Below are 22,122 nucleotides of genomic sequence, written 5' to 3'. Positions count from 1 at the left end.
CCGCACTGGGCTCAAGGCACTTCATGTGCCATTGTCCCTCATTACTCTAGGATGGTTACCCAAACCTTAACGAATTGTCATGATCGAGGCTGGCCAGTCGTCTTGATCAAGGGGTGACCGGAGGCTGTTGCAGAAGCGCGACTTCTTTACTCCGAGGGCGCGGACTGTTCTTCGTCGGACACTCCGGCCAAAGCCTGTCGGTCCGGGCGGAGCCGACGGCTCGTGTGATGCGAAAGTCAGCGGCGCGGCACCTGGAACGGAAAACCGATCGTCGATCGGAGATCAGTTCCCAGGCCTGCGGGCAATGCTCATGAAGTTCACCGATGTATCCGTCGAGCGCTTCCAGGCATCTTCGAGCGGATGGTAGACGACGCCCATCTCCTCGATGACCGTGAGGCCGGCAGCCTCTACCGGCGCCTCGATCTCGTTCGGCCGCACGAGCTTCGAATACTGGTGTGTGCCCTTGGGAAGCCAGCCGAGCACGTATTCGGCACCAACGATCGCGAAGGCGAGGGCCTTCGCCGTCCGATTGATGGTCGCGACGAAAAGAAGACCGCCCGGTCTCACCATGTCGGCGCATGTGGTGAGGAAGAAGGGGACATCCGAGACGTGCTCGACGATCTCGAGCGCGAGGACGACATCGAAGGTCTCGCCCTTCGCGGCGATGTCCTCGGCAGTCGTCGCCCGGTAATCGATGTCGAGACCGGCCTCCTCGGCATGCAGGCGGGCCACCTCGATATTCGTTTGCGACGCATCCGCCGCGACGACGTCGAAGCCGAGCCGGCGCATGGGTTCCGCGATCAGGCCGCCCCCGCAACCGATATCGAGAAGCCGCAGTCCTTCGAAGGGGCGGATCTGGTTGAGTTGCCGATCGAAGTTGAGCGCGGCCTGTTCCCGGATCGTCTCAAGACGGACGGGGTTGAATTTGTGAAGCGGCTTGAACTTGCCTTTGGGGTTCCACCATTCGGCGGCCAGTCGCGAAAAGCGATCGATCTCGTCCTGGTCGATCGTCGTGCCCTGAGTCTGGCTCATCGCGTTTCCCTCTTCGTCGGTATCCGGCCTTGAGACCGATCTTCGGCGGCGGGCGGCGAAGTCAAGATATCATCCGCTCCCGATGTCGCGACATGGCGTCCGTGGGGTCGCCGGCGGCGAGCCGAGGCAACGATTGTCAAAAGGCTTGTCCTCGTTTACGGGAACACGCGCTCCCGGCGGGATCCCCCTAGGGCAGCCGAACGAAACACGAAGGACTTCGCAGCGCGCAGGGTATCGCCCGTCCGCTGCCATGCTCGTTATCCCATGGCCCGTCTCGTAATGAAATTCGGCGGCACCTCCGTCGCCGACATCGACCGCATCCGGAATGTGGCCCGCCATGTCAAACGCGAGGTCGATGCCGGGCACGAAGTCGCCGTGGTCGTCTCCGCCATGGCCGGCAAGACGAACGAACTCGTCGCGTGGTGCCGCGAGGCGAGCGCCATGCACGACGCTCGCGAATACGACACGATCGTGGCCAGCGGAGAGCAGGTGACGGCCGGTCTCCTCGCCATCGTCCTGCAGTCGATGGACGTCAATGCACGCTCCTGGCTGGGTTGGCAGATCCCGCTCAAGACCGATAGCGCCCACGGGGCCGCTCGGATCACCGATATCGACGGCTCGGACATCGTGCGCCGGTTCGGCGAGGGTCAGGTCGCCGTCGTCGCGGGCTTCCAGGGGATCGCGCCGGACAACCGGATCGCGACCTTGGGCCGTGGCGGGTCGGATACGTCGGCCGTGGCGCTCGCGGCCGCACTGAACGCCGATCGGTGCGATATCTATACCGATGTGGACGGCGTCTACACGACCGATCCCCGTATCGCGCCGAAGGCCCGGCGGATGAACAAGATCGCCTTCGAGGAAATGCTCGAAATGGCTTCGCTCGGTGCCAAGGTGCTGCAGGTCCGTTCCGTGGAACTGGCCATGGTGCACAAGGTCCGCACCTTCGTCCGCTCGTCCTTCGACGATCCCGACGCACCGGGCATGGACGATTTCGACAACCCGCCCGGCACGCTGATTTGCGACGAGGATGAGATCATGGAACAGGAAGTCGTCACCGGCATCGCCTATTCGAAGGACGAGGCGCAGATTTCGCTGCGGCGGGTCGCCGATCGCCCGGGGGTCGCTGCCGCGATCTTCGGTCCGCTGGCCGATGCGGGCGTGAACGTGGACATGATCGTCCAGAACATCTCCGAGTCCGGTCAGTCCACCGACATGACCTTCACCGTTCCGGCCGGCGATCTCGCCAAGGCCGTCGACGTTTTGGAGAAGACCCGCAACGAGACGGGCTTCGATGCGATCCAGAGCGAAGCGGGCCTGACCAAGGTGTCCGTCATCGGCATCGGCATGCGCAGCCATACCGGCGTCGCGGCGACGGCCTTCAAGGAGCTGGCGCAGATCCCCGTGAACATCCGCGCGATCACCACCTCGGAGATCAAGATCTCGATTCTGATCGACAGCGATTTCACGGAACTCGCAGTTCGACGGCTCCACTCCCGCTACGGTCTCGACAAGGTCTGAGCGCCGTTTCGTTCCGACACATACCCGCCTGTTTCCGAGCAATCGGTTCGGGAACGTAGTCGCGCGCATTTCCTGCAGCTCGCCTTCGAGCCGCGATCCTGGGTTGGAAAACACCAACCAGATGTCTCGGTTGCGGCCCTCTCCACTTGATGGTCGGTTTCAGCGAAGGTAAGAGGTGCCTAACCCGGATGGCGGCTCGGATTTCGGGGATGAAGCGGGGTTGCGTCACAGATTGGCACGATGGAGCAGACTGGAACGGGTTCGTTGCCTCTGAACGCCCGCCGGTGTGATGATCTGTTGAGACGAGAAATGGACGAAGCGAGTGATCGGAACTGACATTTCAGGTCCCCGCGTCTTGATGCGCAGCATCCGCTCGTTGATGGCGGAGTCTCTTGATCGGCAGACCCGCCTCGACCGGATCGTCGACCTCATCGCCCGCAACATGGTCGCCGAAGTCTGCTCGCTTTACGTTCTGCGGTCTGACTCCGTCCTGGAGCTCTACGCGACGCAGGGCCTCAATCCGGGATCGGTTCACCTGGCGCAGCTGCGTCTGGGCGAAGGTCTCGTCGGCACCATCGCGGCGACCGCGCGCCCCCTGAATCTGAAGCAGGCGCAGCAGCATCCGGCCTTTACCTATATTCCGGAGACCGGTGAGGAGGTCTACAACTCCTTTCTCGGCGTGCCCATCCTGAGGGCGGGGCGCACGCTCGGCGTTCTGGTCGTCCAGAACAAGGCCGAGCGGCAATACCGGGAGGAGGAGTCGGAGGCGCTCGAGACGGTCGCCATGGTCGTCGCCGAGATGATCGCCGGTGGCGGTCTCGAGGGATTGTCCCGGCCGGGCGTCACCCTCGACCTGTCCCGCCCCGTCACCTTCAACGGGATTGCCCTGACCGGCGGCATCGGGATCGGCCGCGTCGTGCTGCATCAGCCGCGGGTGATCGTCACCAACCTCTTCAACGAGCATGTGGAGGACGAGGTCGAGCGCCTGAACGAGGCGGTCACGGATCTGCGTCGTTCGATCGAGGACATGATCTCGCGGCGCGACATCGCGAGTGAGGGGGAACATCGGGCGGTTCTCGAAGCCTATCGCATGTTCGCCTATGACCGGGGCTGGGTTCGGCGCCTCGAAGAGGCGGTGCGCAACGGTCTGACCGCCGAAGGGGCGGTCGAGAAGGTCCAGTCGGACATGCGGGCGCGCATGATGCATCTGTCCGACGCCTATATCCGCGAGCGCCTTCACGATTTCGACGACCTCGCCAACCGGCTGCTGCGCCAGCTCATCGGGCATACGGGCTCGATGGTCGACGAGATCGACGATGCGATCCTCGTCGCGCGCAATATGGGGGCCGCCCAGCTTCTCGATTATCGCCGCGACCGGCTGCGCGCGCTGGTTCTGGAAGAGGGCGCTGCGACGAGCCATGTCGTGATCGTCGCCCGCGCGCTCGGCATTCCGGTGGTCGGTCAGGCCGCCGGAATCGTTTCCATCGCCGAGAACGGCGATATCGCCATCGCCGACGGCGAGGACGGATGCGTTCATCTGCGGCCGATGAACGATGTCGTCGAGACCTATACGGACAAGATCGCGTTCCGCACCAAGCGCACCCAGCGGTTCGCCGAGATGCGGGATCGTCCGGCGACGACGCGGGACGGCGTGGAGATCGATCTGCAGATCAATGCCGGACTGCTCGTCGATCTTCCGCATCTGGAGGAGGCGGGAGCGGCGGGCATCGGCCTGTTCCGCACGGAACTCCAGTTCATGATCGCTTCGACCATGCCGCGCTGCGACGACCAGAAGCGGCTTTACCAGGCCGTCTTCGAGGCCGCCGGCGACAAGCCAGTCACGTTCCGGACGCTCGATGTCGGGGGCGACAAGATGCTGCCCTATCTCGCATCGGTCGCAGAGGAAAACCCGGCTCTCGGCTATCGTGCGGTTCGACTGTCGCTCGATCGTCCGGCGCTGATCCGCACCCAGCTGCGTGCGCTCATCAAGGCGGCGGCGGGGCGCGAATTGCGCATCATGGTGCCGATGATCGCCGAGACCTTCGAACTGAAGGCGATGCGCGACCTCGTCGACCGCGAGCTCGCCTTCCTCGACCGCCACGGATACGAGGGCCCGTCGAGCCTCAAGATCGGCGCGATGATCGAGGTCCCGAGCATTCTCTTCCAGCTCGACCAGATCATGCCGCATCTCGATTTCGTGTCGGTCGGATCGAACGATCTCTTCCAGTTCTTCAACGCGGTGGATCGCGGCAATCCGCGCGTCGCGAACCGTTTCTCCGATCTGTCCCCCGGCTTCCTGAAGGCGCTTCGCAGCATCGTGGAGGCAGGCCGGCGAAACGGTGTGCCGGTTTCGCTCTGCGGCGAGATGGCGGGGCGTCCTCTCGGCGCGATGGCGCTGATCGCGCTGGGCTTCCGTTCGATCTCGATGGCGCCGCCTTCCGTCGGCCCGGTCAAGGAGATGATCCTGTCGCTCGATGTCGGTGCGGTGAGCGAACTCGTCAATCGGCTTATCGACGAGGCCGAGCCCGTCACCGACCTCTCGCCGATACTCGCCGATTTCGCCCGGGCCAATGGAATGGAACTCTGACCCGGGTTCGAATTCTCGAAGACCTGCCCTTTCGCCTCGCCGTGCCTGCGTCTACGTAACAGGGTCCGGACATGGACGAGGCCGCCGGGTTCCTCAAGAACCTTGGATGCGAGTGGCCTCTCCCGTTGCCGGTCGCCCGCCTTCCGATGAAAGCCTGCAGTTCCGATGGCCAATCTGCCGACACCCGTCCTCAACGAGATCCTGACCCGCTTCGAACGCCTCGAAATGGACATGGCGAAGGGACCCGAGCACGAGGTCTATACGAAACTGGCAAGCGAATACGCTTCGCTCGAGGACGTCGTGTCCGCCATCCGGGAGTTCCGGGCTCTCGAAACGGAAATCGACGAGACGCAGCAGATGTTCTCCGATCCGGATGCAGATCGCGAGATGCGCGATCTGGCAGATGCGGAACTCCACGAGTTGAGGGCGAGACGCGAAGATCTGCGTCAGCGGATCCAGCTTCTCCTCCTTCCGAAGGATGCGGCCGATGCGAAGGGAGCGATCATCGAGATCCGCGCCGGGACCGGCGGGTCCGAGGCGGGGCTCTTTGCGGGCGATCTCTACCGGATGTATCAGCGCTATGCGGAGGTGAACCGCTGGAAGGTGGAACTCCTCTCGGCGAGCGAAGGCGAGGTAGGCGGGTTCAAAGAGGTGATCGCGGCCATCAAGGGCAGCGGCGTCTTCTCGAAGCTCAAATTCGAATCCGGCGTCCACCGCGTGCAGCGCGTTCCCGAGACCGAGTCCGGCGGGCGGATCCATACATCGGCCGCGACCGTCGCGATTCTTCCCGAAGCCGAGGATATCGACATCGACGTTCGAGCCGAGGATATCCGCATCGATACCATGCGTGCCTCCGGCGCAGGTGGCCAGCATGTGAACACAACCGATTCGGCCGTCCGCATCACCCATCTGCCGACCGGGATCGTGGTGACCTCCTCGGAAAAGTCCCAGCATCAGAACCGGGCGCAGGCCATGCAGGTTCTCAAGGCTCGGCTCTACGATATCGAGCGACAGAAGGCCGACGACGAGCGCTCGGCTTCGCGCAAGAACCAGGTCGGCTCCGGCGATCGTTCGGAACGCATTCGAACCTACAACTTCCCGCAGGGCCGCGTGACGGACCATCGCATCAACCTGACGCTCTACAAGCTCGACAAGGTGATCGAGGGCGAAATGGATGAACTCGTGGACGCTCTGGTCGCCGACCATCAGGCGCGATTGCTCGCCGCCGTGAGCGACGATGCCTGAAGTTGCGTCCGGCGGCTCGACGGTCGCCCACCTTTTGCGCGAAGGGGCAGCGGCGCTTGCGGCGGCGCATGTCGCGACTCCCGACCTCGATGCGCGCATCCTTCTGGCTGAAGCTCTCCAGATCGGCACTTCCGTGCTTTTGGCATCCCGTGAGCGGGCCGTCGATCCGCACACCCGAACGCAATTCAATGAATGGATCGATCGGCGGGCTGCCGGTGAGCCGGTTTTTCGAATTGTCGGACGCCGCGACTTCTACGGTCACGAATTCCGGCTCTCGGCCGGAACCCTGGAGCCGCGGCCCGATACCGAAACCATCGTCGACGTCGCGCTGGAGATCCTGCGCGCTCGAAGCGGCGAGGGCAGTTTGCGCATCCTCGATATCGGAACGGGATCGGGCGCCATCGCGCTCGCAATCCTTGCGGAAGTTCCAGACGCCACGGCGATCGCGACCGATATCAGCGAAGACGCCTTGCAGACCTCCTGCCTGAACTCCCGCCTGTTGGGTGTCGAGGACAGGTTCGTTGCCGTGCGCACCGAATATGCGGCAGGCATTTCCGGCCCCTTGGATCTTCTCGTCTCCAATCCCCCCTATATTCCGAGCGGCGAAATCGTCTCTCTTTCGAAGGAGGTTCAGAATTTCGACCCGCTGCTGGCGCTCGATGGCGGTGCGGACGGTCTCGATGCCTATCGCGCGATCGCCGGGGCGGCGCCCGGTCTTCTCGCGCCGCATGGGGCCATCGTCGTCGAGATCGGAATCGGCCAGGAAGCCGATGTGACCCTGATTTTCGAGGCCCGGGGGTTCGCTCTGGTAGAAGCACGGAAGGATCTTGCGGGGATCGTTCGATCGCTCCATTTTCGTTGGAGATGACATTCCGTCTTTTTCGGGCCGCAGTTTTCGCGAAATGGGTGATCGGAACCCGGAAAACGCGGGCCGGGGACTTGTCGAGGGGGGAATTCCCCATTACGGTTCATCGAACAGCGATAAAGATCCGAAAAAAGCACTCTTTCGCAACCTGACCGGTTTCTCCGGTTTCAGGATTGCCGAAGCGCTCAAGGTCTAGCGCTCTTCGAATGCCGAATTGCCAGGTGGGCGCTTGGTGTCTCGATAAATCAGATTGAATTCGATAGCGGCGCCCGGACACGCGGCCGTCACCTCGGGCAAGCTGCGCCCTTCCCAACCCAAAAAGGACGACGATCGACAGACAACGATCGTCACGAAAAGTAGGAACAGCATGAGGCCAGGACAGCAGAAGAACCGGATGCGCGGTCGCGGACGCAAGGGTCCCAACCCGCTTTCCAGGAGCTACGAGTCGAACGGTCCCGACGTCAAAATTCGCGGCAATGCCCAGCACGTGGCAGACAAATATGCCCAGCTCGCACGCGATGCGGCCGCTTCGGGCGACCGCGTCATGGCGGAAAACTACCTGCAGCACGCCGAGCATTACTACCGCATCATCGCGCAGGCTCAGCCGCAGGGACAAGGCCAGCGCGACGACCGCGACCAGCACGACGACGACGACGACGACGACATGCATTCCGGCAATGATCGCTTCGATCGCCGCGAATTCGGAAATTCTACTGCGAACAACGACCGCGCCGAACGTCAGGATGGAAACCAGAACTCGTCCGGCGGCGACAATGGCGATCGCCAGAACGAGCGTTCGGATCGATCAGACCGCTCGGAGCGCTCCGACCGGCCGGACCGCCGCGATCGCGACAATTCCGATCGTAACGAGCGCCGCAACCGCAACAACCGCAATCGCGACAACAATCGCGATCGCGGTGGGCGCGACGATCGCCCGCGCCGTGATCGCGACTCGGATGTCGAGCCGGCGGGCACGGGTCCGCAGCCCGTCATCGCCGAGGTTCGCGCCAAGCGAAACGAAGACGCGGACGATCGCAACGAGGATCGGCGCACTGCGGCGTCCGTGACCGAGACGGCGCCCTCCCATCACTCCGAGGACATCTCCGAGACGGCCGCGACGATCTCGAGCGTGAGCGAGACGGCAACGACCGAACCGGTTGGCAATACGGCCGAAGAGGCCAAGCCGCGCAAGCGCGGTCGCCCGCGCAAGAGTGCCGCGAGCGCCGCGGATGCCGAGACGGGCGAGGTCGATGCGGCTGCCGAGGATGCACCGGCCAAGCGTCGCCCGGGACGTCCTCGCAAGGTCAAGGATGCGGAGAAGAATTCGGACGAGCAGACGGCGTCCGGCGAGGATCGGAGCGAACTGCCCGACTTCCTTCTCGCTTCGAACGGTTGAGGGTTCGATTGGGGCTCCTCCCCCGGACCCTGCCGCCCCCTTCGGAACACATGTCTCGAACCGCCGAACTCGCCGCAAAGAGCGGGTTCGGCGGTTTTTTCATGCGCGCCAATTCCATGGGATGAGGTGGCCGACTGGACTGGATGACGGCCTCGACGGGCGCGGGCCGCGCCGTTGACTTTCCCTTCGCTGCCCGTAATTGGCACTTTCAACCGGACGGGGAAACGCCGCGCTGCGATTCCGAAGGGAAAGGTCCGGTTCGAAGGAGGTTCACTTGGCGTTTCGCATTATTCTCGGCATCATCGTCGGCGGCATTCTCGGCTGCATCGCAACCGGTTTTGCCGTCTCGTGGATCGCCGGCGGCGATCTGACGGCCTTCCTCACCACCCCCGGCAAATACGGCGTCTCGATCGCGATCGCGGTCCTGCTTCCGGTCTTCTTCACGAGCCTGCCGATGGGAACGGCGATCATCGTCGGCATTCTCTGGTGCGATATCGCGGCGGCCGTCCTCACCAAGTTCGTCTTCGGCGGTGGTGCTGCTCCGTGGGTCGCCGTCCTCGGCTTCAACCTCGTCTATGCCGTCGTTGCGACACTGGTTTTCGCCGCATTCGCTGCGGACCCGCTGCAGGCGCGCCGGCAAGTGCGCCGCTGACGCGCAGCATCCATTGTCTGTCTCGCAGAAGCGGATTTCGGCCATGCCGGGATCCGTTTTTTTTGCATCTGGATGCAGACCCCGAGCTTTTCCGCCCGTGCGCGAATATCCATATCTCCTCTGGGCGGTCCGCCGAACGACTTGGGGACCGTACTCCAGCATAAAACCGCGCGATGCCTCCAGGAGGGTCTGCGCGTCTAGGAGAGACTGACGATGAATATCGAGAAATATACGGAGCGCGTTCGCGGCTTCATCCAGGCGGCTCAGACCATGGCCGTCTCGCGTGATCACCAGCAGTTTGCGCCCGAACACCTTCTGAAGGTTCTGATCGACGACAAGGACGGGATGGCCTCGGGCCTGATCGAGAAGGCGGGAGGCCGGCCGCAGGACGTGCGTCTGGCCGTCGACGCCGCGCTCGATGCCATGCCGAAGGTCACCGGCGGCGCGCAGATGTATCTCGCCCAGCCCTTGGCGAAGGTGTTCTCGACTGCGGAGGACATCGCGAAGAAGGCCGGGGACAGTTTCGTGTCCGTCGAGCGGCTTCTCCTCGCAATGGTGATCGAGAAGGCCGCGAAGACCTCCGACATCCTCAAGACGGCGGGCGTCACGGCGAACGGCCTCAACGCCGCGATCGAGGGCCTGCGCAAGGGCCGGACCGCCGACAGTGCCTCGGCCGAAAGCGGCTACGATGCGTTGAAGAAATATGCGCGCGATCTGACGGAAGTCGCCCGCGAGGGCCGGCTGGATCCGGTGATCGGACGGGACGACGAGATCCGCCGGACCGTTCAGGTTCTGTCGCGGCGCACGAAGAACAATCCCGTCCTCATCGGCGAGCCCGGTGTGGGCAAGACCGCGATCGCGGAAGGACTCGCCCTTCGCATCGTGAATGGCGACGTTCCGGAGTCGCTGCGCGACAAGCAGTTGATGGCGCTCGACATGGGTGCGCTGATCGCAGGCGCGAAGTATCGCGGTGAGTTCGAGGAGCGGTTGAAGGCGGTCCTGTCCGAGATTTCGGCGGCCGCCGGCGGCATCATCCTCTTCATCGACGAGATGCACACGCTGGTCGGAGCAGGGAAGGGTGACGGCGCGATGGATGCGTCGAACCTCCTGAAGCCGGCTCTCGCGCGCGGCGAGCTTCACTGCGTCGGTGCGACGACTCTCGACGAGTACCGCAAGCATGTCGAGAAGGACGCGGCGCTCGCACGGCGCTTCCAGCCGGTCTTCGTCAGCGAACCGACGGTCGAGGACACGATCTCGATCCTGCGCGGCTTGAAGGAGAAGTACGAGCAGCACCATCAGGTCCGAATCTCGGATTCGGCCCTGGTCGCCGCCGCTCAGCTCTCCAATCGCTACATCACAGACCGCTTCCTGCCGGACAAGGCGATCGACCTCGTCGACGAGGGCGCGGCGCGCCTGCGCATGCAGGTCGACTCCAAGCCCGAGGCGCTGGACGAGATCGACCGGCGCGTGATGCAGCTGAAGATCGAGCGGGAAGCCTTGCGCAAGGAAACCGACGACGCCTCCCGGAACCGGCTCGAGCGCCTCGACGGCGAGCTTGCCAATCTGGAAGAGGAGTCCGATCGGCTGACGCAGGCCTGGCAGGCCGAGAAGTCGAAACTCGGCCGGGCGGCAGATCTGAAGCGCCGTCTGGACGAGGCGCGTAACGCCCTGATGGCCGCCCAGCGGAGCGGTGAATTCCAGCGGGCCGGCGAACTCGCCTACGGCGAGATCCCGCGCCTCGAGGCCGAACTCAAGGAGGCGGAGACGCAGGACAAGTCGGAGGGTGCCTCGATGGTCGAGGAGACCGTGACCGCCGATCACGTGGCACAGGTCGTCTCTCGCTGGACGGGAATTCCGGTCGACCGGATGCTGGAAGGCGAGCGGGACAAGCTTCTGCGTATGGAGGACGCCCTTGCGAAGAGCGTGGTCGGACAGGGCGAGGCGGTCCAGGCCGTCAGCCGGGCCGTCCGCCGCGCACGGGCGGGTCTTCAGGACCCGAACCGGCCGATCGGCTCCTTCATCTTCCTCGGCCCCACGGGCGTCGGCAAGACCGAGCTGACCAAGGCGCTTGCGCGGTTCCTCTTCGACGACGAAGCTGCGATGGTGCGGCTCGATATGTCGGAGTTCATGGAGAAGCACTCCGTCGCCCGGCTGATCGGGGCGCCTCCCGGCTATGTCGGTTATGAGGAGGGTGGCTCCCTGACGGAAGCGGTTCGTCGCCGGCCCTATCAGGTGATCCTGTTCGACGAGATCGAAAAGGCGCATCCCGACGTCTTCAACGTGCTTCTGCAGGTTCTCGACGACGGACGCCTGACGGATGGGCAGGGGCGTACGGTGGATTTCCGCAACACGCTCATCATCATGACGTCCAATCTCGGTGCCGAATTCCTGACGTCACTCCGGGACGACGAGAGTGCCGACGCCGCACGCGAACACGTGATGAATGTGGTCCGCGCGACGTTCCGCCCGGAATTCCTCAACCGGGTCGACGAGACGATCCTCTTCCATCGCCTGCATCGCTCCGAGATGGGAGCGATCGTGGACATCCAGATGAAGCGTCTGGAGGCCCTGCTGGCGGAGCGGAAGATCCGGATCGAGCTCGATGCGGATGGCCGCGAATGGCTGGCGGAGAAGGGCTACGATCCCGCTTATGGCGCCCGTCCCTTGAAGCGCGTCATCCAGCGGGAGGTTCAGGATCCGCTGGCCGAGGAGATCCTGCTCGGTCATGTGAGCGACGAGGACGTGGTGAAGATCACCGGGGGATCCGATCATCTGATCTTCCACGTGGTCGGGTCCAAGGCCGGCGCAAAGGGCGACCGGGTCGCGGCCTGATCCAGCTCGGATCGATCGTCCAAGGGGGAAGGCGGCTTCGGTCGCCTTCTCCTTTTAAAGACCTTCGCCGGAATTTGCCGGTCGCGACTTGATCACTCAGGTTCGATACCGACATCCGCCTGGCCAGCGAGGCGAACACTCCTCCGGTTCTGTTCTGCCTCTGCACTCTTCGCGGGCCTCCCGCTTGCGTGACCACGCGCCACGCCCCGCCAGACACGAGAGGAAAGGTTGCATCCGATGAAGACAGTCTCATTCGCCGAGGATCTCGAGCTATCCGTTCTCGGACAGGGAACCTGGCGGCTCGGTGATGCGGCCGACCGCCGGGATACGGAAATCAGGGCGCTGCGGACCGGAATCGACCTCGGAATGACGGTGATCGATACGGCCGAACTTTATGGCTCCGGCCGATCCGAACGGCTCGTCGGCGAGGCGATCTCCGCCTGCCGGGACGAAGTCACGCTCGTATCGAAAGTCATGCCGAGCAATGCCTCGCGCAGAGGCACGATCGAGGCCTGCGAGCGCTCGCTGAAGCATCTCGATACGGATCGAATCGACCTCTATCTCCTGCACTGGCTCGGTGCGGAACCGCTCGGCGATACGTTCGAGGCTTTCGAGGAGTTGAGGGCCGCTGGAAAGATCCGTCACTGGGGCGTCTCGAATCTCGACCGCGAGGATCTCGACAAGGCCCTCGATCTCGCCCCCGAAGGGACGCTCGTCGCCAACCAGCTCTATTACAGCCTTGAGGAGCGCGGAATCGAATACCGGTTCATCGATCAGATGCGGGAGCGCTCCGTCGGGATCATGGCCTATACGCCGCTGGGTGACAGCAAGTCGCTCCTCGCCGATTCGACCGTCCGGGCCATCGCGGCCGAACACGGAGCGACGCCCGCCCAGATCGCTCTCGCCTTCGTTCTGCGTCAGGACAATCTCTGTGCGCTGGTGAAGGCCGGGTCCCCGGACCATGTTCGCGAAAACGCGGCCGCGGGCGAAATCGAACTGACCCGCGACGATCTCGACCGGTTGGACCGGGCATTTCCGCCGCCGACGCGTCGTCAGCCGCTGGCGATCATTTGAGGAATGCCACGCAGTTCCGATTGATGGTTGACCCTCGTCCGCGTTCGTATTAGCAAGCGCCATCGTTCCGATCTTGAGATCGGCACGATAATCCAACGTGTCCCGTGGACTGAAAAGACGAGGCGTGCCTCGTCAGGTCCTGTCGGCTCTCATCCACGATGATGAAGGCAGAGGAGGGCGCGTTTCCTTGAACGCCCGGCGGCTCGGCCTCCGGGCCTGTCAGTCCGTCAAAGGAAATGCGATGACAAAGCGCACATCCGCGAAGTACAAAATTGATCGCCGTATGGGCGAGAATATCTGGGGCCGTCCGAAGTCCCCGGTCAATCGTCGTCAGTACGGCCCGGGCCAGCACGGCCAGCGCCGCAAGGGCAAGATGAGCGACTTCGGCGTGCAGCTGCGCGCCAAGCAGAAGCTCAAGGGCTATTACGGCGACATTCGCGAGAAGCAGTTCCGCAAGATCTACGAAGAGGCCGCACGCCGCAAGGGCGACACCTCCGAGAACCTGATCGGCCTGCTGGAAAGCCGTCTCGACGCGATCGTCTATCGCGCGAAGTTCGTTCCGACGGTCTTCGCGGCTCGCCAGTTCGTCAATCACGGCCACGTCAACGTCAACGGCGTGCGCACGAACATTCAGTCCTATCGCTGCAAGCCCGGCGATGTGATCGAGGTTCGCGAGAAGTCCAAGCAGCTGACGATCGTTCTGGAATCGGTCGGCCTCGCCGAGCGCGACGTTCCGGAATATCTCGAGGTCGACTCCAACAAGATGGTCGCGACCTTCCAGCGCGTTCCCGGTCTCCACGATGTGCCCTATCCGGTGCAGATGGAACCGAACCTCGTGGTCGAGTTCTATTCGCGCTAATCGCGATCGAACCGTCCCATTCGAATTCGAAAGGCCGTCCGAGAGGGCGGCCTTTTTCAATTGGCGCCTCGCGCACCAAAAGGCGCGTGTCCATGACGAAGACCCTGCAAACCCCATGCGGCAGGCGGGAAATGGCGGTCCTCACGGCACTGGCACTTTATCGCGCAGGAAAACTTGATAGAAGTCGCGTCGGAAATCGCCGCCTGCCTCGTTTGTGGGCACGAAGCGGCGACGTGCATGAAGCCGGGATCTTCCGGGGCCTGCCTGCTCCGGGAACGCGTCGAACCATCGCCGCACGGTGAGGAATGGCTGGCGGATTTCAGTCCGGCTGCGAAAGGAAAAGCGTAAGGCGATGAGCGACGAGAGTTTCTTCCGCGAAGTCAGCGAGGAATTGCGCCAGGATCGGCTGAAGTCGATCTGGACGCGTTTCGGTGCGATCATCATCGCCGTGGTGGCGGTGGTCGTGCTCGGGACGGCCGGTTATGTGGGCTGGGAACGTTATGCCCAGTCGCAGGCCAACGCGTCCGGCGATCGGTACCTCGCGGCCCAGGATCTCGTGACGAGCGGAGACGTGGATGGCGCAGTCCTCGCATTCCGCGAACTGGCGGCGGACGGTTGGGGCGCCTATCCCAATCTGGCGCGCATGTCGATCGCGAACGCCTATGCGAGCGAAGGCAGAAGCGACGAGGCCGTTGCGGCCTATTCGGAAGTCGCAGCCGATAGTTCGGTGCCTGCGGCCTTGCGCGAGATGGCCGATCTTCATGCAGCCTACATCCTCGTCGACAGCGGATCGGTGGCCGATGTGCGAGCCAAGGCGGAGCGGCTCACCGGCGACGACAACGCGCTACGATATGCGGCAAGAGACGCGATCGGGCTTGCTGCCTGGAAGGCCGGCGACACCGAAGCCGCCCGGGATCTCTATCAGTCCATCGCCGATGCCGGCGATGTGCCGCAGGGTATCGCGCAGCGTGCGCAACTGATCCTCGGGCTGATCTCGGGCGCAGTGCCCGCCGAAGCCGCACCGCAGGCTGCCTCGACGCAGAACGAGAATGCCACGCCGGATGCCGCAAGCACTCCTTCCGGCAACGGGGCGGAGGCAGGAGAGGCGGCCGACGGCACCGCGACGACGCAGCCGGAGGCGGCCGGGAGCGATGCGGGCAGCGCGGCGACGTCTCCGACACCCGATGCGGCCGCGCCCTCGAATGGATCACCTGCGTCCAGTGCAGCCGAACCGGCAACGGACAACACGGGTGAAACCGCGAACTGACGCATGACGCGTCGCTTGCGGACGGATGTCCGGCTGCGATCATGCGGGACAATTATGGTTTGAGACGAGGCGGGCCCTTCGGCTCGGCCGATCTCGAAGACGGTCCTGCGGGCATGGCGCGCGGGCGTGCGAAGGACGAACTTCATGGTCTCGATCGCCATCATCGGACGGCCGAATGTCGGCAAGTCCACCCTCTTCAACAGGCTGGTGGGAAAGCGTCTCGCGCTCGTCGACGATCAGCCGGGCGTAACGCGCGACCGGCGTCCGGGAGAAGCGCGCCTGCAGGATCTGCGCTTCGAGATCGTGGACACCGCAGGTCTCGAAACGGCTGAGAAGGACAGCCTCTCCGCCCGCATGCGGGAGCAGACGGAGGAGGCCATCAGGGTCGCGGACCTCTCCCTGTTCATGGTGGACGTAAAGACGGGTATCACGCCCGAGGATCAGGATTTCGCGGAGGTGGCGCGGCGCGCAGGGGGCCGGATCATCCTCGTCGCCAACAAGGCCGAGGCCCGCAATTCCGACAGCGGCTTCTACGATGCCTACGCGCTCGGGCTCGGCGATCCGATCGCGATCTCGGCCGAACACGGCGAGGGCATGGGCGATCTGCGCGACGCGCTCGTCGAGGCGTTGGGGCTCGATGTCTTCTATGACGACGAGCCTGAGGTCGACGAACCGCTCACCGACGTTCCCGTATCCGAGGAGGACGACGGGCCTCTTCCCTATGACGAGACGAAGCCGCTGCGGATGGCGATCGTCGGGCGCCCGAACGCCGGCAAGTCGACGCTGATCAACACCATGCTCGGTGAAGACCGGATGCTGACGGGCCCGGAAGCAGGCATCACGCGCGATTCCATTTCCGTCGACTGGGAGTGGAAGGACCGGACCTTCAAGATTTTCGATACGGCGGGCCTGCGCCGAAAGGCGCGTGTCCAGGAGAAGCTCGAAAAGCTGTCGGTGGCCGATGCCCTTCGCGCGCTCAAGTTCGCCGAGGTGGTCGTCATCATGTTCGACGTGACCATCCCCTTCGAACGCCAGGATCTCACTATCGTCGACCTGATCGCCCGCGAAGGTCGGGCGCCGGTCATCGCGTTCAACAAATGGGATCTCGTCGAGGACAGGCAGGAATTGCTTAAGGAATTGCGAGAGAAGACCGATCGCCTCCTTCCGCAGATCCGCGGGGTGCGCACTGTCGTCGTATCCGGAGAGACAGGCGAGGGGATAGACGGGCTCATGAGGGCGGTGATCGAGACCCACCGCATCTGGAACAGCCGTGTTTCGACGGCCAAGCTGAACCAGTGGCTCGATCGCACGACTGCGCATCATCCGCCGCCTGCCGTGGCCGGTCGCCGGGTAACGATTAAGTACATGACGCAGGTTAAGACCCGCCCGCCGACCTTCATGTTGTCGACGACCCGCCCCGAAGCGATCGGCGCCTCATATACTCGCTATCTTATCAATGGTTTACGTGAAGTCTTCGGCCTCAAGGGCGTGCCGATCCGGCTGGGTTTGCGCAAGCCTCACAACCCCTACGCCTCGAAAAAGAAGCGCTCCACCTGAAAATAGCCACGTTCTGTTAACCAAAGAACGAGAGAGTTGGGGGATGTTGCAAGACATCTGTTAGACTGTAACCGAAGAGTGACGGGGGCCGAATGGCATTTGGGGGCATGGAAAACACGAACGGCGTTCGGGGGAACGTCTCGCTCGTGTCCAAGACCACGATGTTCGCGGCGGTGTCCGTCGCGGCACTGCTGGTAGCACCGAACGCGGTCGGGCTGCAGGATGTCAGCGGAGTAACCGGCGGCAGTGTGAATGGTTCCGGTTGGCAGGCGGTTTTGAACGACGTTCCCGCCACGGCGACCGAGATCGCGGAGATCGGCAGGGTCGCATCCTCCGCCATCGGAGCATCCGTCACCGACCCGCTGCTCGTCGCCAAGGAAGCCATCGCCCAGGAACTTGCCCTGATGGGGGACGGTGACAGGGTCGAGAGCTCGGGCAAATCGGGGCGGGTCTTCGAGCAGTCGGTTCGTGACTCCTATCGTGCGACCGTCGCGAAATCCGGTTCCTTCTCGGACGAACCCATCATCGGCTCCCGCGTCGCAGGCGGCGGAGCCCGCATCCGCACTGCTTTCGCAAAGCCCGCACAGACCCAGGAAGAAGCCTTCCGCGTCGCCGCCAACTTCCAGCTGAGCGGCCCCCCGAAATTCCCTGGCGAGGCCACGACCAACGAAAAGCTGTTGCTCGCTTCCCTCCAGCCGAACCAGAGCATGGCGCTCGGCTACGCATCGGCTTCGACAGAGCCCGGAAAAGGCCGCGCTTCTTCTCTCTTCGAGAAGGTGCTGAAGGACCAGCCCGAAGCCTTCATCCCCCCGATCGGCGACGACGATCACGAATGGGCCGCTCATACCCTGCCCAAGTCCTCCTTCACCGAAAAAGAGCAGACCTGCCTCGCGAACGGCATCTATTTCGAGGCGCGCGGCGAGAGCATCGAAGGCCAGGAGGCCGTGGCTCAGGTCATGCTCAACCGCGTTCGCAACCCCGCCTTTCCCGACACGATCTGCGGCGTCGTCTACCAGAACCAGAACTGGCGCAATCGCTGCCAGTTCTCCTTCGCCTGCGACGGCATCAAGGATCGCATTTCCGACAAAGGCGCGTTCAAGCGCGCACAGAAGGTGGCCGAGGACGTCACCTATGGAAGAAGCTGGCTGACCGCGGTCGGCTCCTCGACCCACTATCACGCGAACTACGTCCATCCCCGCTGGGCCGGTGCGATGGAGAAGGTCGATACCATCGGCAAGCACATCTTCTACCGGACCTATAACGGCGGCTGGTAATCGGCACCGCCCTGGAGACCGCCAAGCGACGCGGATCTCCGTTACCGACGATCATCATGATTCAGCTTTCGAGGACATCGGGTCTTCGCTCCGAAGCCGGTCGCATCAGCGGCCGGTTTTTGCATGTTTTCCGGACGCAACCTGCCACAGGAGGCGTCCCACGCTTGCGCCACTTTACATCCCCACCACCGAAGTCGGATAAGCACCCGATCCCCCGAAGCCGCGCCTGGCCTGCGGGGCACGCCACGAAATCCCACTCCTGTTCCGGGACCTGAGCCTTATGCAGAGCACCGATCGCCTCCTTCCGATCCTTACCGGGCAGCCGGTCATTCCCGTGGTCGCCGTGGAGAGCGCCGAAGAAGGCGTCTCGCTCGCACGGGCGCTCGCTGCTGGTGGACTGCCGGCGATCGAGGTCACGCTGCGCACCCCGGCGGCCCTCGACGCGATCGCTGCGATCGTCGCCGAAGTCCCTGAAGCGATCTGCGGCGCGGGGACGATCCTCAACCCCTCCCAATACGAGGCGGCGGTGAAGGCCGGTTCGAAGTTCATCGTCTCGCCCGGGGCGACCGTCGAACTTCTCGATGCCGCACAAGAGAGTGAAGTTCCGTTCCTGCCGGGGTCCGCGACGCCGAGCGAACTGCTTGCGATGATGCAGGAGGGCTATGAGGTTCTGAAGTTCTTCCCGGCGGAGCAGAGCGGCGGCCTGGCCTATCTGAAGTCTCTCGCTCCGGTCTTCCAGTCCCTGAAGTTCTGTCCGACCGGTGGCGTCTCTCCGGACAATGCGAAGGACTATCTGAGCCTGCCGAACGTCGTCTGCGTCGGTGGCTCCTGGGTCGCGCCGAAGGCTCTCATCAAGGACGGGCGGTGGGACGAAATCACCGCGCTCGCATCCGAGGCCGCGCGTCTGAAAGGCTGAAACACGGGGCTGATCGTCCGGGCGGCGGATCTCTTGTGATCAGCCTCTCCCGGACGGTTTGCATCGAGCTTCGCCTGCCGCTGCAGACGTCGCTGCCGGCATAGGCGGAGCCGGGTCAGCGCGACAGGGCGTCGGCCAGCATCGACAGCGCCGTCTCGACGCTCCGCCTCCTCACCACCGCCCGACCGAGATCACCGAACCGCTCTTCCCGGTGAACGGTGCCGGATAGGCCCGCGCAGGCGAAATGGACGAGGCCGACGGGTTTGCGCTCAGTTCCACCACCGGGACCGGCGATGCCCGTGATGGACACGCAAAGAGTAGTCGCAGCGCGTGCCCGCCCTCCCTCGGCCATCTGCCGCGCGACGGCTTCAGAGACCGCTCCATGGGCTTCGAGGACGTGCGGCTCGACGCCGACGAGCTCCTGCTTCGCGGTGTTCGAATAGGTGACGAAGCCGCGATCGAAGACGGCGGAGGAGCCCGCGATCTCCGTCAGCGCCGCCGCGACGAGACCGCCCGTGCACGACTCGACCGTCGCGATCGTCCAGGTCCTCTCACGGCAGCCCTCGATCACATGGCGGGCAAGGTCGTCGATGTCGCTCATGACACGTCTCCGTAGACGACGGATGCGGTGGCGATCGCCGCGATGCCCTCGCGGCGTCCGACGAAGCCGATCGTCTCGTTCGTCGTCGCCTTCACCGATACCCGCTCCAGGTCGATCCCCAGGCATTCGGCGATGGCCTGGCGCATGGCCGTGCGATGGGGGGCGATCTTCGGCGCTTCGCAGATGAGCGAGATGTCGGCGTTCATGATGCGGCCTCCCGCCTGCGATACGATCTCTCTGGCCTTGGACAGGAAGATGTGGGACGGCGCCCCCTTCCATTGCGGGTCGCTCGGCGGAAAATGGTCGCCGATGTCGCCGGCGCCGCAGGTGGCGAGAAGCGCGTCCGTCAGCGCATGATAGCCGACATCGGCATCGGAATGCCCGGACAGGGCCTGATCATGGTCGATCCGTACGCCGCAGAGCGTGACATGATCGCCCGGCACGAGCTGGTGCACGTCATATCCGTTGCCGGTTCGCACATCGATCATTCGATCCGTCTCCTTCAGTCGCCTGTCCGCGAGATCGAGGTCGCGCGCGGTCGTCAGTTTGATGTTGTCAGGCTCGCCTTCGACGAGCGCCACGGGGATCCCTGCCCATTCGGCGATCGAGGCATCGTCCGTGAACGGTGTGTCCTGCTCCGCTTGTGCCCGTCGATGGGCATCGAGAATGAGCTCGAACGGGAACCCTTGAGGTGTCTGTGCGGCGAAAAGTCCGGAGCGATCGACCGTCTCGACGCAAACCCCGTCCGATCCGCGCTTCAGAGTATCAGGCACGGCGATCGCGGGCAGGGCGCCGCCCGAGGGGCTGACCGCGCCGATGACGCGCGAGATGAGATCTGCGGACACGAAGGGCCTCACCCCGTCGTGGATAAGGACAATGTCGGGAGCGTTCCCGGCAAGCGCCTCCAGCCCGTTGTGAACCGAGATCTGCCGCGTCGCGCCACCATCCACGAGGTCGATCCGTCGTTCGCAGGCAAGCGCTGCGAGCATAGCCGCCATGCGCTCGCGATCTTCGGGGTGGGCGACGACCGAAATGGATGCGATATCGCCATGCCCTGCGAACGCTTCAAGGGTGCGCTGGAGCACGGCCCGATCGCCGATCCTGCGAAACTGTTTCGGACCGTCGGGATGCGAGCCGGCGCGCGCGCCGCGTCCGCTTGCAACGATGATCGCCGCGATTGTGTTCGCACCCATGGGCTGACTCTAGCCTTCCGATCGCTCCATGCCTTCGTCGGTGCACGATTGGAGGGGAACGCTTCGGCAGTCAACGACGGGCTTCGACCGGATGGGAAGAGGCTTTGAGGTTGTCAATTCGCAAGGCCCGTTCTACGAGGAACTGATTGATCAAAAACGCGACAGATGACTTGTTTGCGAAAATTATGGGCTTCACGCTGGCATGATGTCTGACATTCGCGACACGATCCGCATAGGCGGCTTGCGGTTGTCCAGCCGCGTCTTCGCCGCGCCTCTTTCCGGCATCTCCGATGTGCCGTTCCGGTCTCTCTCGCGCCGATTCGGAGCCGGTCTCGTCGTCTCGGAGATGGTCGCGAGCGGCGAGTTCGCGAGGGGCGCGAAAGAGGGCCAGGTCCGTGCGCTGCGCGACGGGCCGGGCGTTCATACGGTCCAGCTCGCCGGTCGTGAACCCGAATGGATGGAGCGTGCCGCGCGAAAGCTCGTCGACGACGGTGTCGATCTCATCGATATCAATATGGGCTGTCCGGCGAAGAAAGTCGTGGGCGGCCTGTCCGGTTCGGCGCTGATGCGTGAACCGGATCTCGCCCTGCGGATCGTGGAAGCGACCGTGAGAGGCGCAGGCGACGTCCCCGTGTCCCTGAAGATGCGGCTCGGCTGGAGCCGGGACAGCATGAACGCCGCCGAGATCGCAACGCGGGCGGAGGCCGCCGGCGTGATGATGCTGACGGTTCACGGCCGCACGCGCGAGGATTTCTACGAGGGAAAGGCCGATTGGCGGGCGATCGCGGCGGTGAAGGAAAGCGTCGGCATACCGGTGGTGGCCAATGGCGATCTCGTGGACGAGAGGCAGCTGCCGCTCATGCTGGCCGAGAGCCGCGCCGATGCCGTCATGATCGGGCGAGGCATGCAGGGGCGCCCCTGGCTCGCCGGCCTCATGGCCGGAAAGACGGACAGGTCTTCGCTCGCCGCGATCGGGGCCGCGGATTTCGTCCGGGCCCATCACGAAGCGATGCTCTCCCATTACGGATCGGGCGCCGGGCTGCGCCATGCCCGCAAGCATCTCGGCTGGTATCTCGACCGCCTGGAGGGCACTCGCTCTCTTCCGGGCTCTTCGGCAAGGAAGGATCTCATGACCGGGACGAATGCGGCGGACATTCACCGGCTGATTCAGGAGATCTTCGACGGATCGACCCTGGCCGATCTCCAATATCGTGAACCCACCCCCATGAGCGCGATGAGCAAGGCGGCTTGATC

17 protein-coding genes are annotated in these 22,122 nt (G+C 64.0%); 14 read left to right on the top strand and 3 right to left on the bottom strand.

What is annotated here, in order from left to right; translation table 11 throughout:
- Window positions 1–282 precede the first annotated feature (282 nt).
- Window positions 283–1,032 (bottom strand): bifunctional 2-polyprenyl-6-hydroxyphenol methylase/3-demethylubiquinol 3-O-methyltransferase UbiG, encoded by a 750-nt coding sequence (gene ubiG / locus DYI37_RS02340; protein WP_116681563.1) that lies wholly within the window; start codon window positions 1,030–1,032, stop codon window positions 283–285.
- A 264-nt stretch (window positions 1,033–1,296) separates the two neighbouring features.
- Here ubiG and DYI37_RS02335 point away from each other — a divergent pair, with 264 nt between their 5' ends.
- From DYI37_RS02335 to DYI37_RS02275, 13 genes are all read left to right on the top strand, one after another.
- Window positions 1,297–2,550: an aspartate kinase gene (locus DYI37_RS02335; protein WP_116681562.1), complete on the top strand. Its 1,254-nt coding sequence runs from the start codon at window positions 1,297–1,299 to the stop codon at window positions 2,548–2,550.
- 379 nt (window positions 2,551–2,929) lie between these two features.
- Complete coding sequence (gene ptsP, locus DYI37_RS02330; protein WP_342634927.1) at window positions 2,930–5,137, top strand: phosphoenolpyruvate--protein phosphotransferase; 2,208 nt, start codon at window positions 2,930–2,932, stop codon at window positions 5,135–5,137.
- 165 nt (window positions 5,138–5,302) lie between these two features.
- Window positions 5,303–6,382, top strand: a complete 1,080-nt coding sequence (gene prfA, locus DYI37_RS02325) for a peptide chain release factor 1 (RefSeq protein ID WP_116681560.1) — start codon at window positions 5,303–5,305, stop codon at window positions 6,380–6,382.
- Window positions 6,375–7,250 carry a peptide chain release factor N(5)-glutamine methyltransferase gene (gene prmC / locus DYI37_RS02320; RefSeq protein ID WP_116681559.1) on the top strand — a complete coding sequence of 292 codons (876 nt, stop codon included), beginning with the start codon at window positions 6,375–6,377 and terminating at the stop codon, window positions 7,248–7,250. Before prfA ends, prmC begins: the two co-directional genes overlap by 8 nt.
- Window positions 7,251–7,614: 364 nt before the next feature.
- Window positions 7,615–8,643, top strand: coding sequence for a DUF4167 domain-containing protein (locus DYI37_RS02315; RefSeq protein ID WP_116681558.1), 1,029 nt, complete (start codon window positions 7,615–7,617; stop codon window positions 8,641–8,643).
- Between the two features lie 274 nt (window positions 8,644–8,917).
- Entirely contained in the window at window positions 8,918–9,295 is a 378-nt protein-coding gene (locus DYI37_RS02310; protein ID WP_116681557.1) for a hypothetical protein, read from the top strand.
- Window positions 9,296–9,508: 213 nt separating this feature from the next.
- Window positions 9,509–12,127, top strand: a complete 2,619-nt coding sequence (gene clpB, locus DYI37_RS02305; RefSeq protein ID WP_116681556.1) for an ATP-dependent chaperone ClpB — start codon at window positions 9,509–9,511, stop codon at window positions 12,125–12,127.
- Window positions 12,128–12,355: 228 nt separating this feature from the next.
- Entirely contained in the window at window positions 12,356–13,201 is an 846-nt protein-coding gene (locus tag DYI37_RS02300; RefSeq protein ID WP_199520058.1) for an aldo/keto reductase, read from the top strand.
- Between the two features lie 241 nt (window positions 13,202–13,442).
- The gene (rpsD, locus tag DYI37_RS02295; protein ID WP_116681554.1) at window positions 13,443–14,060 is read left to right on the top strand and encodes a 30S ribosomal protein S4; all 618 of its coding nucleotides are present in this window, start codon (window positions 13,443–13,445) and stop codon (window positions 14,058–14,060) included.
- Between the two features lie 352 nt (window positions 14,061–14,412).
- Window positions 14,413–15,327: a tetratricopeptide repeat protein gene (locus DYI37_RS02290; protein ID WP_116681553.1), complete on the top strand. Its 915-nt coding sequence runs from the start codon at window positions 14,413–14,415 to the stop codon at window positions 15,325–15,327.
- A gap of 144 nt (window positions 15,328–15,471) precedes the next feature.
- Window positions 15,472–16,884 carry a ribosome biogenesis GTPase Der gene (gene der, locus DYI37_RS02285; RefSeq protein ID WP_116681552.1) on the top strand — a complete coding sequence of 471 codons (1,413 nt, stop codon included), beginning with the start codon at window positions 15,472–15,474 and terminating at the stop codon, window positions 16,882–16,884.
- A gap of 146 nt (window positions 16,885–17,030) precedes the next feature.
- The gene (locus DYI37_RS02280) at window positions 17,031–18,158 is read left to right on the top strand and encodes a cell wall hydrolase (RefSeq protein ID WP_158555059.1); all 1,128 of its coding nucleotides are present in this window, start codon (window positions 17,031–17,033) and stop codon (window positions 18,156–18,158) included.
- Window positions 18,159–18,438: 280 nt separating this feature from the next.
- Entirely contained in the window at window positions 18,439–19,074 is a 636-nt protein-coding gene (locus DYI37_RS02275; protein ID WP_116681550.1) for a 2-dehydro-3-deoxy-phosphogluconate aldolase, read from the top strand.
- Window positions 19,075–19,189: 115 nt separating this feature from the next.
- Here DYI37_RS02275 and DYI37_RS02270 read toward each other — a convergent pair whose 3' ends face one another.
- Together DYI37_RS02270 and DYI37_RS02265 are read right to left on the bottom strand one after the other, a co-directional pair.
- Window positions 19,190–19,675, bottom strand: a complete 486-nt coding sequence (locus DYI37_RS02270) for a CinA family protein (RefSeq protein WP_116681549.1) — start codon at window positions 19,673–19,675, stop codon at window positions 19,190–19,192.
- A complete protein-coding gene (locus DYI37_RS02265) occupies window positions 19,672–20,868 on the bottom strand; it encodes a bifunctional 2-C-methyl-D-erythritol 4-phosphate cytidylyltransferase/2-C-methyl-D-erythritol 2,4-cyclodiphosphate synthase (RefSeq protein ID WP_116681548.1) in 1,197 nt (398 codons plus the stop codon). Before DYI37_RS02265 ends, DYI37_RS02270 begins: the two co-directional genes overlap by 4 nt.
- Before the next feature lie 202 nt (window positions 20,869–21,070).
- Between DYI37_RS02265 and dusB the strand changes: the two genes are divergently transcribed.
- On the top strand, window positions 21,071–22,120 hold the full coding sequence (gene dusB, locus DYI37_RS02260) for a tRNA dihydrouridine synthase DusB (RefSeq protein WP_116681547.1): 1,050 nt from the start codon (window positions 21,071–21,073) through the stop codon (window positions 22,118–22,120).
- The last annotated feature ends 2 nt before the right edge of the window (window positions 22,121–22,122 follow it).

The sequence above is a fragment of the Fulvimarina endophytica genome, from assembly GCF_003403015.1.
GTDB classification, from domain to species: Bacteria; Pseudomonadota; Alphaproteobacteria; order Rhizobiales; family Rhizobiaceae; genus Fulvimarina; species Fulvimarina endophytica.
This window is presented reverse-complemented; position numbering and strand designations above follow the sequence as displayed.